11 protein-coding genes are annotated in these 13259 nt (G+C 44.6%); 7 read left to right on the top strand and 4 right to left on the bottom strand.

Annotation, left to right across the window (positions count from 1 at the left end; translation table 11 throughout):
* Positions 1-8: 8 nt before the first annotated feature.
* Positions 9-785 carry an SAM hydrolase/SAM-dependent halogenase family protein gene (locus IEV61_RS00640; RefSeq protein ID WP_188412845.1) on the bottom strand — a complete coding sequence of 259 codons (777 nt, stop codon included), beginning with the start codon at positions 783-785 and terminating at the stop codon, positions 9-11.
* Positions 786-888: 103 nt separating this feature from the next.
* Between IEV61_RS00640 and IEV61_RS00635 the strand changes: the two genes are divergently transcribed.
* The 4 genes from IEV61_RS00635 to IEV61_RS00620 all read left to right on the top strand — a co-directional run bounded on the left by IEV61_RS00635 (position 889) and on the right by IEV61_RS00620 (position 4283).
* Positions 889-1851, top strand: a complete 963-nt coding sequence (locus IEV61_RS00635) for a PhoH family protein (protein WP_188412844.1) — start codon at positions 889-891, stop codon at positions 1849-1851.
* A gap of 110 nt (positions 1852-1961) precedes the next feature.
* Positions 1962-2906, top strand: coding sequence for a phosphoribosylaminoimidazolesuccinocarboxamide synthase (locus IEV61_RS00630; protein ID WP_188412842.1), 945 nt, complete (start codon positions 1962-1964; stop codon positions 2904-2906).
* Positions 2907-2957: 51 nt separating this feature from the next.
* On the top strand, positions 2958-3335 hold the full coding sequence (locus tag IEV61_RS00625) for an STAS domain-containing protein (protein ID WP_188412840.1): 378 nt from the start codon (positions 2958-2960) through the stop codon (positions 3333-3335).
* Positions 3336-3356: 21 nt separating this feature from the next.
* Positions 3357-4283, top strand: a complete 927-nt coding sequence (locus IEV61_RS00620) for a ribonuclease Z (protein ID WP_188412838.1) — start codon at positions 3357-3359, stop codon at positions 4281-4283.
* Positions 4284-4628: 345 nt separating this feature from the next.
* On the opposite strand, the gene IEV61_RS00615 is transcribed toward IEV61_RS00620, so the two are convergent.
* Together IEV61_RS00615 and IEV61_RS00610 are read right to left on the bottom strand one after the other, a co-directional pair.
* The gene (locus IEV61_RS00615; protein WP_229746987.1) at positions 4629-5630 is read right to left on the bottom strand and encodes an MlaD family protein; all 1002 of its coding nucleotides are present in this window, start codon (positions 5628-5630) and stop codon (positions 4629-4631) included.
* Positions 5605-6465, bottom strand: a complete 861-nt coding sequence (locus IEV61_RS00610) for an N-acetylmuramoyl-L-alanine amidase family protein (protein ID WP_188412834.1) — start codon at positions 6463-6465, stop codon at positions 5605-5607. Before IEV61_RS00610 ends, IEV61_RS00615 begins: the two co-directional genes overlap by 26 nt.
* A gap of 85 nt (positions 6466-6550) precedes the next feature.
* On the opposite strand from IEV61_RS00610, the gene IEV61_RS00605 reads away from it, so the two are divergent.
* From IEV61_RS00605 to IEV61_RS00595, 3 genes are all read left to right on the top strand, one after another.
* On the top strand, positions 6551-9223 hold the full coding sequence (locus IEV61_RS00605) for a putative LPS assembly protein LptD (RefSeq protein WP_229746986.1): 2673 nt from the start codon (positions 6551-6553) through the stop codon (positions 9221-9223).
* Positions 9223-10464 (top strand): competence/damage-inducible protein A, encoded by a 1242-nt coding sequence (locus tag IEV61_RS00600; protein WP_188412830.1) that lies wholly within the window; start codon positions 9223-9225, stop codon positions 10462-10464. The genes IEV61_RS00605 and IEV61_RS00600 overlap by 1 nt, the downstream gene beginning before the upstream one ends.
* 562 nt (positions 10465-11026) lie before the next feature.
* The gene (locus IEV61_RS00595) at positions 11027-12361 is read left to right on the top strand and encodes a dihydrolipoamide acetyltransferase family protein (RefSeq protein WP_188412828.1); all 1335 of its coding nucleotides are present in this window, start codon (positions 11027-11029) and stop codon (positions 12359-12361) included.
* Between the two features lie 136 nt (positions 12362-12497).
* On the opposite strand, the gene IEV61_RS00590 is transcribed toward IEV61_RS00595, so the two are convergent.
* On the bottom strand, positions 12498-13208 hold the full coding sequence (locus IEV61_RS00590; RefSeq protein ID WP_188412826.1) for a siderophore-interacting protein: 711 nt from the start codon (positions 13206-13208) through the stop codon (positions 12498-12500).
* Positions 13209-13259: the final 51 nt, after the last annotated feature.

The following is a 13259-nucleotide window of genomic DNA, read 5'->3' as shown; positions in this document are numbered from 1 at the left end:
CCGCCGAATTATTGAAAATCGATAATCACGCTATCACCCAGGTTCAGACCCAGCAAGCCGCTGGCGTTGCCTTTGTTAATGGCAATTTCGAGGTGATCGCTGATGCCGAATAGGCAAAGTTTTTCGCCTTCAGGTACTTCGTTATAGTGCCAGCTGAGGTGGGTAATGGTTTCGTTGCGTTTAAAGTAAAGTACAAAGCGGCGGCCTTCCTGTACGCGGTTAAAAAAGTCTTTGGTAATGTTGGTGATCACGTTTTGGAACGAATCGATGTAGATGACCATACCACGTATTTGGTTGCGTTCTACCGCAGGCTGCAGGGTCATTTTTTTCTCGATGCTTTCTACCGGGATGCCTATATCCTTGAGAGATTTTCCATCGGCCAGGTAACAGGCGGCTTTGGCCAGGATATCGGCCAGAGGGAAGTGCAAGAACTTCAGGTCCTGCAAAATGTCTATCTCTACAATCTCTTCAGGATCTTCCTCAAAAATAAGCGAGAAAATGCCATTATCGGTACCTACAAAGTAATGGTTATGGTAACGGATGGCTAAAAACTTGGTATCGTCGCTGTAAACAGTGTCAATACCCAGCAGGTGCACCGTTTCTTCGGGAAAATAGTAGAAGCTGTTCTTCAAAATAAAGGCTGCCTGTTGTATATTGAAGGCAGCCACGGTATGCGTAATGTCAACCATATTCACTGTAGGCAATATCCTCAGGATGCTGCCTTTAAGGGCCGCCTGATAAATATCTTTATCGCCCAGATCAGTTGTTAAAGTTATTATTGACATTCGTATTTGAATATTTATTGCTAATCTTGTAAAAGCATTACCAAGGTGCAAATATTCAAAAATTTAGCCATTAAAAAATCAGCAACTATAAAATCATTTTCTGTTGAACGAACTTAAAATATCAATTGAACACATTAACCCCGCTGTATTATGGGGGCCTAATAATGATCATTTTGAGATCATTAAGAAGCAATACCCTAAGCTTAAATTAGTTGCCCGAGGCTCCGAATTAAAAGTTTTGGGCGATGAGCAGGAACTGGCTTTATTTAACGAAAAGTTTGGTCAGCTTTTGCAGCTCGTTGAAAAGAACGATAACCTGAACATAACCGACCTGGAGCGTATTTTAGGTGCCAAACATGTTGAGCCTAAACCGACCGACGGACAAGCTGAAAAGCCCGGAAGTCTGGACGAGGTGATCGTATTTGGCCACAACGGTATTATGGTGAAGGCCCGCACGGTTAACCAGCGCCGTATGGTTGATGCCATTGTGAAGAACGACATTATGTTTGCCATTGGCCCTGCCGGTACGGGTAAAACCTACACCGCGGTTGCTTTGGCTGTACGTGCATTAAAAAATAAAGAAATTAAACGTATCATCCTTACCCGCCCGGCCGTTGAGGCAGGGGAGAACCTTGGCTTTTTGCCCGGCGACCTAAAGGAAAAGATAGACCCATACCTGCGCCCGCTCTATGATGCGCTTGATGATATGATACCGCCCGAAAAGTTAAAAACTTATTTGGAGAACCGTACCATAGAAATTGCGCCCTTAGCGTTTATGCGTGGCCGTACTTTGGATAATTGCTTTGTAATATTGGATGAGGCGCAAAACGCTACCGATATGCAGCTCAAAATGTTCTTGACCCGTATGGGGCCAACCGCCAAGTTTATTGTAACGGGCGATGTAACCCAAATAGATTTGCCTAAAAAACAGCAATCGGGTTTACATACCGCCCTGCGCATTTTACCCGATATTAAAGGCATCGAAATTATTTACCTGAGCGGCGAAGATGTGGTACGCCACAAACTGGTACGCCGCATATTGGAAGCTTACGGGGATATACAGTAGTTAGAGAAGCCCCTCCCAACCCTCCCCGGGAGGGAGGGCTTTAAAGATGTAATTAATTTTAACTCCCTCCCTTCCGGGGAGGGCTGGGGAGGGGCTTTGATGCTTGTTTAATGAACGCTATAAACCAAACCAATTTTAACTTTCCGGGTCAAACGGCTTTTTACAAAGGCAAGGTACGTGATGTGTACACTATTGATGATCGCTTGCTGGTGATGGTAGTTACCGACCGTATTTCGGCTTTTGACGTGGTGTTGCCCGAGCCTATCCCTTACAAGGGGCAGGTTTTAAATCAAATTGCAGCACACTTTTTACAAGCCACGGCCGATATCGTACCCAACTGGGTAATAGCCGTGCCCGATCCAAGTGTGACCATCGGCAAAATGTGTGAACCCTTTAAAGTGGAAATGGTAATACGCGGCTATTTGGCCGGCCATGCCGCACGCGAATACGCTGCCGGTAAGCGCCAGGTTTGCGGTGTTAACCTGCCCGAAGGTTTACAAGAGAACGATAAACTGCCCGAACCTATCATCACCCCAACTACCAAAGCATCGGTAGGGCATGATGAAGATATATCGCGCGAAGATATTTTGGCCAGGGGCATTGTGAGCGAGGAAGATTACTTGCAACTGGAACAATACACCCATGCGCTGTTTGCCAGTGGTACTGAAATTGCCGATGCGCAAGGATTAATTTTGGTAGATACCAAGTATGAGTTTGGTAAAGCTAACGGACAAATTTTTTTAATTGACGAGATTCACACGCCCGATTCATCGCGGTACTTTTACAGTGAAGGTTATGCAGAGCGCCAGCAAAAAGGCGAGCCGCAAAAGCAGCTGTCTAAAGAGTTTGTGCGCAAATGGTTGATCGAAAATGGCTTTCAGGGTAAGGATGGGCAGCAGGTTCCGGAGATGACACCTGAAATTGTGCAATCTATATCCGAAAGGTATATTGAGCTTTTTGAGCAAATAACCGGCAAGGCATTTGAGAAAAGCAACAACCAGGAGGTGTTAAACCGCGTAGAGAGCGCTGTGAAGCAGGCCCTGCCAGTGTTGTGATTTTATTAATAAACAAATTAGTTATATCTTTAGCCCTATAATTATTTTAACATGAAATTCTCTGTTGATAAACATGAAAAATATGTTTTGATTAAGCTGAACGAATCAAAACTGAATTCATTGATTACGCCTCAACTAAAATCTGAGTTGATCCTGATTAATACTGAGGGTCAGCGTAACATTATATTAGATCTCTGTCAGGTTAAATTTGCCGATTCATCGGGCTTAAGCAGCTTGTTAGTTGGTCACCGTTTATGCAAAAATGCCGAGGGTAGTTTTATATTAGCCTGCCTTAATGATGCCGTTTCACGTTTGATAAGCATCTCGCAATTAGATAACGTTTTAACCATCGTTCCAACTACCGAAGAAGCTATTGACCATATTTTTATGGAAGAGATAGAAAAAGAATTGAAAAGAGAAGCAAAATAACATTTACGTGGTTTACCTATTATGAAATTTGAGGTAACCATACTTGGAAGCAGTTCAGCAACACCCATATTTAATAGAAATCCTACAGCGCAGGTGCTTAATATCAATGAGCACCTGTACCTGGTAGACTGCGGCGAAGGTACTCAGGTTCAAATGCTGAAGTACGAAATTAAGTCCAGCAAAATAGATCATATCTTTATTAGCCATCTGCATGGCGACCATTACCTCGGCCTTATAGGATTAATTTCTTCTATGCACCTTAACGGGCGCACCAAGCCCTTAAAATTGTTTGGCCCGGCACCACTGTTAGAGATTATCAATATTCAGTTTAAATATTCTGATACCACCCTGCATTACGATCTGCAGTTTATACCCACCAACCCCGATGAGCCTGCGGTGATCTACGAAAACCAGGATGTTATTGTTGAAACCATTCCACTCGATCATCGCATTGCAACCACCGGTTTCTTATTCAGGCAAAAAAAGCGTTTACGTAAGATTATTAAAGAAAAAGCAGAAGCGCTAAACATTCCAATTGAGCATTACCCCTTATTAAAAAAAGGTGCGCCGTTTACAGCCGCCGATGGTAAGGTCTACAAAAACACCGACCTCACCGTTGATTCTGACAGGCCCAAATGCTACGTTTTTTGCTCAGATACCATTTATAACGAAAGGTATTTTGAACAAATTGCCAATGCCGACCTGCTTTACCACGAGGCTACGTTTTTGCATAACTTACTTGACAGGGCCAATAAAACCCACCATACCACCGCATGGCAGGCAGGGCAGGTAGCACTACAAACCCAAGCCAAAAGCTTGTTAATAGGCCATTTCTCTGCCCGCTACAAAAGCCTCAACGAACTGCTTGATGAAGCCCGCGGCGTTTTCCAAAACACTGAATTAGCTATAGAAGGTAATACCTATACTATAGGTGATGATATGGTGTAAGGTTACTCAAATAAATTTAATCAATTTTGTTGCCTGTTCAGGCGTCCACGCCTGAATGCTCTTGATGCAAGCGTCCACGCTTGCGAAATAAAGTACGTGGCTTAAGTAAGCGTGGACGCTTACACTAAAATGCGTTCAGGCGTGGACGCCTGAACGGACAAAGCTGAATAACTTATGATGTCGTTTGCGAGCGACAGCGTGTCAATGTCGTTTGTGCCGGTCGCCTTGCGATTTCCACGTCACTAACGTTCCTTGCAATGACATGAATGTTATAAGAAAAAATCTTTCACAAAAAAGCCCCGATACAACTTCGTACGGGGGCTTTCCTTTTATGCTAAAATCTGCTTAATCTGCTTTGCGGCCAAACACCGAGAAACTTACGTAGCGTTTTGGATGTGCTTTAAGGTCGATGAACAGGTTGTTCAAGTTAGCCGATGCCGAGTTGAGGTTGTTGTACATCGAGTTATCATTCAATAATAAGCCTAAAGAACCTTGTCCGCTATTAATTTTGGCAACTGTGGCCTGTAAGTCACCCATTGCTTTGTTGGCATTATCAAGCGTACCTTTTATATTAGAGTTAGCCAAGTCGGTGCTCAGGCGCTCAAAGTTAGCAGTGGTAGTATTTAAACGACCGGTGCTGGCACGCAGGCTCACCGTAAGTGCTTCGGCGTTGCTCATAATAGCATTTATATGGCCCGATTGTGCACCCACCAAGCGGTCTATTTTTTTAGTAGTACCCTCTAAAGTTTGTAACGAGTTGGCTATGCTTAAAAAGCTGCGGTCAACATTACGCTGAAACTCAGGATTTAAAATCTTATTAATGGCCGCTAAGCTTGAATCTACCTTTTCCATCAAAATTTCGGCTTTACGCTGTACCGGTTGCAGGCTTTGTGCCAAACTACCCTGAATATCGGCACGTAAGGTATCTTTGTTTTCGGCCAGCTCGCGGCTGTTGCCTAATTCAAATATAATGGCCTTGCTTCCCAAAAGATCGGTACTCTCAAGCCTTGCCAGTGTATTGGCAGGAATGGGATACTTAGGATCAACCTTAAACTCAACTACGGTGAAGCCGCTTTCGGTTTGCAGTGTCATGTTAGATACATGGCCTATCTGGAAACCGTTGACCAATATAGGTTTGGATAGGGTTAAACCCTCCACATTGCGGTAGATAGCGTAAAATTTATTGGAGCTCGAAAATACATCGTTGCCTTTAAGGTAGCTGAATCCTAATATTAATATGGCCAGTCCAACTACGGTTAGTATTCCAATTTTGGTTTCGTTAGATATTTTCAAGGTTATGTAATTTAGTTGTTTTTTTATGTTACTGGGCTGTTTGCTCCAGTTCATGCTTATATTGTTTTATTGCTCTTACAATTGAATTTACGATTTCGGCTTGTCCGGCATCCGAGTTTAAATAATCTTCCTCTTCAGGGTTATCAATAAAGCCAGTTTCTACCAGTATGGAGGGCATAGCTGTGTTTGCTAAAACTTCTACACCCTGTTCAATTACGCCCAATGTACGTCGGCCGTCGGTATCTACAAATTCATTATTCACTAAACTTGCAAGACGTATACTTTGTTTACGAAATTTATCGCGAAAGGCATTTAAAATCATGGCTTGTGCCGGATCGGGTGTTTTCTCCTTCCTGCTCGAATAAGTTGCTTCAATTTCAGCGTACTCATTTTCACGAATAGCAGCCACTTGTTCGTTTGAACGTCCTATCCTGTTTACCAGCAACAGAACGCCTCTGCCTGTATGATTTGGCACCGATACCGATCGGCCGTTAACTACTCTTCTTACATTAGGTAAGGCATTGCAATGCAGAGAGATGTAAATGTTAGCCTTGTTTTCATTAGCCATATCTGCCCGCAACCCGTTCTGTACATAAATGTCTGAAGTGCGGGTCATAAGCACATTAACATCTTTCAATTCTTTTTGTACAGCCTGTTGCAATTTTAAGGCCAAAGCCAGCGTTACATTCTTTTCCATAGAATAGGCACCCGATGCGCCCCCGGCTCTACCGCCGTGGCCGGCATCTATTACAATGGTTTTAAGCTTAAAACCGGTAGAAACTGCTGTGTCTATGCTATCTGTGTTGTGAGAAGCGTAAGTAAACTGGGTAGAGCAAGTAAGTAATGCCAATAAACCGTAAATGTATGTTTTGAAAGCTTTATTTTTCATTATTTTTGAACGCCGTTAACTATATCTGCAAAAATACTATTCATATTCAATTTTGAAATTTATCAGGTTCTTTTTTCTATTTGCCTTGGTTTTAATAGTTAGCGCTATAGCTTTTGCAAACAAGCGCAGCTACGTAAAGCCATTGCAGGCGGCCGATACTCTTATCAAACTCGATTCGGTTAAAGATAGGAGATTGCTAAGACGTACACAACGTAACACGGCAACTAAAAAAGGTGCCACTGCCGATACTACCAAAAAAGTAACCCGCACAGATACGACTAAAAAAAATGCCGGAGGTTTACAATCGGAAGTAAAAGCTGTTGCCGATGATTCTACTTATACTGATGCTGATAAGAAAATTACCTACCTTTTTGGTAATGCCCGGGTAACTTACGAAGATTTTTCGCTGGATGCCGACTATATAAGGATAGATGAAAAGAACCACCTCATTTTTGCCAGCGGCCGTATAGATCCTAAAACACGCCGCTATAGCAACCGCCCCATTGCCAAAAATAAAGATGACGCTCCCTTAACGGCCGACTCTATTTTGTACGATTATAAAACCAAGCGGGCGCTATCTTACAATACCTCAACCGAGCAGGAGGGCAATTTTATTACCGGTGGCGAGGCCAAAAAGCTGAACGAAACCGAGGTTGCCTACCATAACATCTTATTTAGTACCTGTTCGCTTCCGTACCCCGATACCCACTTTGGTATTGTGATTACCAAGGGTATAGGTGAAAAGAACCGCATTATCTCCGGCCCCGCTTATTTAGAAATTGCCGGGGTACCACTGCCGCTGGCCATACCTTTCGGGTTTTTCCCCAAGCCCGACAGCCGTGCATCAGGTGTGATTTTGCCTTCGTTTGGTGAGGATAGCCGCCTGGGTTTCTTCCTGCGTAATTTTGGTTATTACAAAGCCTTCAGCGATTATCTCGATTTAACCACCATGGCTACGGTGTACTCCAAAGGCTCATTTGAAATTGGTACCACGGCGCGTTATTTGAAGCGCTACACCTACCAGGGTACGCTGGCCCTCAACTTTGGTTCGCACAATTACGGCGTATCGGGCGATCCTTTTACCAAAGATTTTAACATTCAGTGGTCGCATTCGCAAGACGCCAATGCACACCCGGGTAGTACGTTCAGCGCCTCGGTAAACGCCGCTACTTCGTCGTTTTATGCCAATAATCCGGCCACCACGGGTTATAATATACAGCAACTTACCCAAAATAACCTGCGTTCGAGTATCTCGTACAGCCGCAACTGGGCGGGTACGCCATTCAGTTTCACGGCAAACCTGGGGCATAGCCAGGATATTACGCGCAAAACGGTTTCTTTAGAGTTGCCTACCTTTAACTTTAACATGACCTCCATTAGTCCTTTCGATTCTAAAGACAGGGTAGGAGAGCAAAAATGGTATCAGCGTTTAACCGTAAGTTATACCTTACAAGGTACTAATAAAATAAATGATGTGCCCGAGTCGCAGTTGTTTTCCAAAGAAACATTGACCAGGCGTTTACAGAACGGGTTTCAGCACAATATTCCTATCGGGTTAAATTTGAACGTGTTTAAATTCTTCCAGTTTAATACCAGTGCCAACTATACCGAGCGTTGGTATTTTCAAAGCATCCGCAAACGGTATCCACGCGGTACCATCAGCTCGGGCGAAATTCCTATTGTAGATACGGTGCAAGGCTTTACCCGCGCCGGCGAATATTCATTGAACGGCGGCTTTTCTACCAAGGTGTATAACCAGTTAACCTTTAAAAAAGGAAACTTAATGGCTATACGCCACGTAATGACACCTAACGTAAGCTTTAATTACCGCCCCGATTTTGGTGCACCGGGCTATGGCTATTACCGCCGTGCTGTGAGTGATGCCGTGCCGCCTTACCCCGTATCATCAACCTATTACTCTATTTTTGAAAGTTCGGTTTATGGCGGACCAAGCCGCGGTAAGTTTGCCGGTATAAGTTTATCGGTTGATAATACCATTGAAGCTAAAATGAAAGCCCGCAGCACTGATACCTCCGGAGCGCCACGTAAGGTCAGCATTTTACAGGGTTTGAGTTTCAGCACGGCTTACAACTTCGCGGTCGATTCGTTCCGTTTGTCGCCCGTAGGGTTCAACGCCCACTCAGCTATTTTTAACCAAAAAGTTTCTCTTAGTTTGAATGGAACGCTCGACCCTTACAAAGCGCAGCTGCGCGACTCTATCAGCAACGGAACACTGGTAAGATACGCACGCCGGTTAGACCAATATGCGTTCCCAACGTTAACCAACATGTCGTTCTCCATGAGTTTTAGCTTAAACTCTATGACCAGCAAGAAAACGCCGTCGACCCAAAATACATTGGGAAACATGACGCCTAACCAGTACGACAGGCTGAGTCTCATTAATAACGATCCTAACCAGTATGTTGATTTTAACGTGCCTTACAACTTAAGCGTTAACTTTAACTTCAACTATAATAACGTTATTACCAGCAAAACTACTTCCAGTACGGTAAGCGCCAGCGGCGATGTTAACATATCGCCTAAATGGAAGGTACAGTACACCACCAATTATGATGTGAAGGCGGCAAAGCTGGGTATTACGCAGTTTTCTATCTACCGCGATCTGCACTGCTGGGATCTTTCATTTCAGTGGACGCCATTCGGTATCTACAAGTCTTTCAGTGTTGATTTGCGGGTAAAAGCATCAATTTTGCAGGATCTGAAACTATCTAAGCGGAAAGATTATTATAACAATTAATGTTGGCAGAAATTATAACCATTGGCGATGAGATCCTCATTGGCCAGATCGTAGATACCAATTCGGCCTGGATGGCCCGCGAACTTAACGCCATCGGGATACGCATTAAGCAAATATCGTCGGTTAGCGACGACCGCGAGCATATTTTAAAAGCCCTGGCCGAAGCTAAACAACGTGCCGATATTATCCTGATAACCGGCGGACTGGGCCCCACCAAAGACGATATTACCAAGAAAACCCTGGCCGATTACTTTGGCGTTGGCTTTGTTGAAAACCAGGAAGCGTTGGATAACGTAACCCGTATTTTTGCCAAGTACAACCGCCCGCTGCTGGAGGTTAACCGCCAGCAGGCCCAGGTACCTGCCAACTGCGAAGTGCTCAATAACCAAAACGGTACAGCGCCCGGCATGTGGTTTAACCATGAGGGAAAGATTTATGTATCTATGCCCGGCGTACCGCACGAGATGATGTATATGGTAGAGCAGCAGGTAATTCCTAAGCTGAAAGCTACGTTTAAGCTTCCCGTTATCATCCATAAAACATTGCTTACGGTAGGAGAGGGCGAATCATTCTTAGCCGAGCGGATAGCCGATATTGAAGATAGTTTACCTCCTTACATCAAGTTAGCTTATCTTCCTAAATTAGGTCAGGTACGCCTGCGCCTGAGTGGCTATGCTGATGATGAAACTACGTTACAAGCAGAGATCGATGAATTTGCCACGCAATTAACCCAGCGCCTGGGCAGCATCATCGCTGCTGAAGAAGATATTGCCCTCGAGAAAGCCATTATGAACAAGCTGGAGCAAAGCGGCGAAACGTTGTCGTTAGCGGAGAGCTGTACAGGTGGTTACCTGGCACATTTGTTTACGCAACATGCGGGCTCATCCGCAGTATTTTTGGGTGGGGCGGTATCTTACGCTTACAGTTTAAAAGAAAGTATGCTGAGTGTTGCCCATGATACCTTGACGAAATACGGCGCCGTGAGCGAAGAAACCGCTACCGAAATGGTACAGGGTGCATTACTGAATTTCAAGTCGACCTATGCCATTGCCATAACCGGTATTGCCGGCCCGGGTGGTGGTACTGATGACAAACCTGTGGGTACAGTTTGGATAGGGGTAGCAGGGAAAGGTAAAATGGTGGTTAAGAAATTTACTTTTGGTAATAAGCGCCAGCAGAATATTGAACGTTCGGCTATTACTGCGCTTGGGATGTTGAATACGTTAATTTCTGCTGAGTAGTGTTTCTTGTTTATTATAAATCTATCGCTGTCATTTCGAACGATAGTGAGAAATCCTGTTCGAGCGGTAAGATCTCTGCGTTTTAAACTCTGGTTAGTGCTGATGAACAACCTTCGTCTCGCTCATCGCCGCGAGAGGCTACTTCTTTTGTCTTAGCCACAAAAGAAGCAAAAAGGCCAAGCCAGCACAATCCCTGCCTTTGCCCTCAAGGCCAACTCCCGGCCGGGTGCGCTGGCATTCCCGCGCTTTTTTTTAAAAAAATATCTGCAGGGTTGCCGAAAAATGCTACTCCTTTTAATAGGCCTTAAAATTCCCTCCTTAGGGAGGGCAGGGAGGGGTTTCTCGAAGCGTTTCCACGCGAATGGAAAGGGGTTCTCAAAGTGTTGACATTGCAAGAGAATTTGAAGGCTCTCACCAGTTCTATTTCTCCTGCCTCAATCTTTTTAACCGCCGTACAACCAACAATTACCACGCTAACAATTAACGCCAACACTTTTACCGAATATGAATACTTCTTGCAGATAAATAAGTAATTTTGGGGCTTCAACTGTATATATTCGATATGGCTAAATACCAACTGCTGCTACCTAAAATGGGCGAAAGTGTTGCGGAAGCAACAGTGATCAGCTGGCTTAAAAACCCGGGTGATAAGATCGATGCTGACGATGCGGTAGTAGAAATTGCCACTGATAAGGTAGACTCTGATGTACCATCGCCGGTTAGCGGTGTGCTGGTGGAGCAGTTATTTAAAAAAGATGAGGTGGTACAGGTTGGTAGCCCTATTGCTATCATTGAAACCAACGAGGCAGAAGAGGAGCCCGTAGTAGTGCAAGAGCCTGTTATGGATCTGGAGCACGTACCTGAGCCCGAAACACCTGTTGATTTACCGGGGTTAGATCAGCTGCCAAAAGCGGAAACTCCTGTTGCCAAACCTGTAGTACAATCAAGCACGGTTCGTTTTTACTCGCCGCTGGTGCGTAACATAGCCAACCAGGAAGGCATCAACCAGGCCGAACTGGATGCCATACCCGGCACCGGTGCCGAAGGCCGGGTAACTAAGGATGATATGCTAGGTTATTTAGCTAACCGCAATGGTATGCAGCCTCAGCACCCAGCACCTGCAGCTACCCCGCAATCTCAAACCCTGCACCCCGCAACTCAGTACTCCGCACCCCGCTCTCTATCAGGTGGTGATGAAATTATTGAGATGGACCGTATGCGCCGTTTGATTTCCGACCATATGGTAATGAGCACGCATACCTCGGCACACGTAACATCGTTTGTAGAAGCTGATGTAACTAACCTGGTTTACTGGCGCGAAAAGGTAAAAAGCAAGTTCGAGGGTAAAGAAGGAGAAAAGATCACCTTTACGCCTATATTTATAGAGGCCGTGGCTAAAGCCATTGCCGATTTTCCGATGATCAATGTATCGGTTAACGGTACGCAAATTATTAAGAAGAAAGATATTAACATAGGTATGGCTACGGCTCTGCCTAACGGCAATTTAATAGTGCCGGTTATTCGCCGTGCCGATACGCTGAACCTCGTTGGTTTGGTAAAAGCCGTGAACGATTTAGCCGGCCGTGCCCGCAACAATAAACTAAAACCCGATGATGCTGCCGACGGCACTTTTACCGTAACCAACATTGGTATGTTCGGCAATATTATGGGTACACCTATCATTAACCAGCCACAGGTAGCTATTTTAGCTATAGGTACTATCAAGAAGAAACCTGCTGTGTTGGAAACGCCTACAGGCGATGTAATTGCCATTCGTCATATGATGTACCTGTCATTATCATACGATCACCGTGTGGTTGATGGTTCTTTGGGCGGATCATTTGTGAAGCGTGTGGCCGATTACCTGGAAAACTGGGATTTGAACCGCGAGGTGTAAGACGCTTGCACAGGTGTTTAAAACACCTGTACCTGATTTATCAGCCAACTATTTTAAAACTAACAATCCTTTACGTTATGCTTAAACTTAAAGGATTGCTGGTTTTAGCGTATATGAATTATAAAATGCTGTATAGTTAATTCCAAAAGCCGTGGCATTGCATTTGGTTTTTACTGTAGCCTTGTTTCCTTAAAAGTTTCCGCAATTCGGCAACCATAGTGCTGTTACCCACAATATAAAAGAAGGTATTTTGCAAGGCAAACGTTTGTTGTAGCAGCCACTCGGTAAGGCCATGGTGACCGTAAATATCTGAACGTGGAATGGGTTGCAACGGCGACTTAAAGTATTCTTTAAATAAATTCCTGTTTTGTTCGTTACCTATAACTACAGCGCCTGTAAACCGCGTTTGCGGCATGGTAAGCTGTTGCATAGCTAACAAGTGGCCCAGGCTGCTTTCATCGCCCAGGCAAATTACTGATGCTGTTGGCGTTGGTGCCTGGCGTGTGCTGTTGGTGCCTATGTAAGTTACGTTATCGCCTTTAGTTAATTGCTGCGCCCAAAGGCTTCCAGGGCCATTGTGTCCGGCATCAATGTACAAGGTACAAGTTTGTGTCTCAGCGTCCCAACCCGATGGGGTATAGTCGCGGTAGGTAAGGTCGGCTACCTTGCATTTCATGTAGGGTACCTCGTTCCAATCGTCCATTGAGGTTTGAGGGAGGTGCAGGTCAATTTCTATAAGAGTAGATGGTTCCCACTTTCTGACCTCAAGCACACGGCCTGTTTTTGAAATGCGGGTATCTAAAAATTCGGCAGCTTTTTTTTTGAATTGAAATGTAAAATTACTCATGGCAGTGATGATTTATCAATGCAAAGAAAGTAGCAATACGTTAGCTATGAA

It is taken from the genome of Mucilaginibacter galii, from assembly GCF_014635825.1.
Lineage (GTDB): Bacteria > Bacteroidota > Bacteroidia > Sphingobacteriales > Sphingobacteriaceae > Mucilaginibacter > Mucilaginibacter galii.
Note: the sequence above shows the minus strand (reverse complement) of the source record. Positions and strands in the feature narration are given on the sequence as shown.

Bases quoted from the DNA above. Each gene is read 5' to 3' on its own strand.
- IEV61_RS00640 (WP_188412845.1), bottom strand. From the start codon at position 785: ATGTCAATAATAACTTTAACAACTGATCTGGGCGATAAAGATATTTAT.
- IEV61_RS00630 (WP_188412842.1), top strand. From the start codon at position 1,962: ATGAACGCTATAAACCAAACCAATTTTAACTTTCCGGGTCAAACGGCT.
- IEV61_RS00625 (WP_188412840.1), top strand. From the start codon at position 2,958: ATGAAATTCTCTGTTGATAAACATGAAAAATATGTTTTGATTAAGCTG.
- IEV61_RS00620 (WP_188412838.1), top strand. From the start codon at position 3,357: ATGAAATTTGAGGTAACCATACTTGGAAGCAGTTCAGCAACACCCATA.
- IEV61_RS00615 (WP_229746987.1), bottom strand. From the start codon at position 5,630: ATGAACTGGAGCAAACAGCCCAGTAACATAAAAAAACAACTAAATTAC.
- IEV61_RS00610 (WP_188412834.1), bottom strand. From the start codon at position 6,465: ATGAAAAATAAAGCTTTCAAAACATACATTTACGGTTTATTGGCATTA.
- IEV61_RS00600 (WP_188412830.1), top strand. From the start codon at position 9,223: ATGTTGGCAGAAATTATAACCATTGGCGATGAGATCCTCATTGGCCAG.
- IEV61_RS00595 (WP_188412828.1), top strand. From the start codon at position 11,027: ATGGCTAAATACCAACTGCTGCTACCTAAAATGGGCGAAAGTGTTGCG.
- IEV61_RS00590 (WP_188412826.1), bottom strand. From the start codon at position 13,208: ATGAGTAATTTTACATTTCAATTCAAAAAAAAAGCTGCCGAATTTTTA.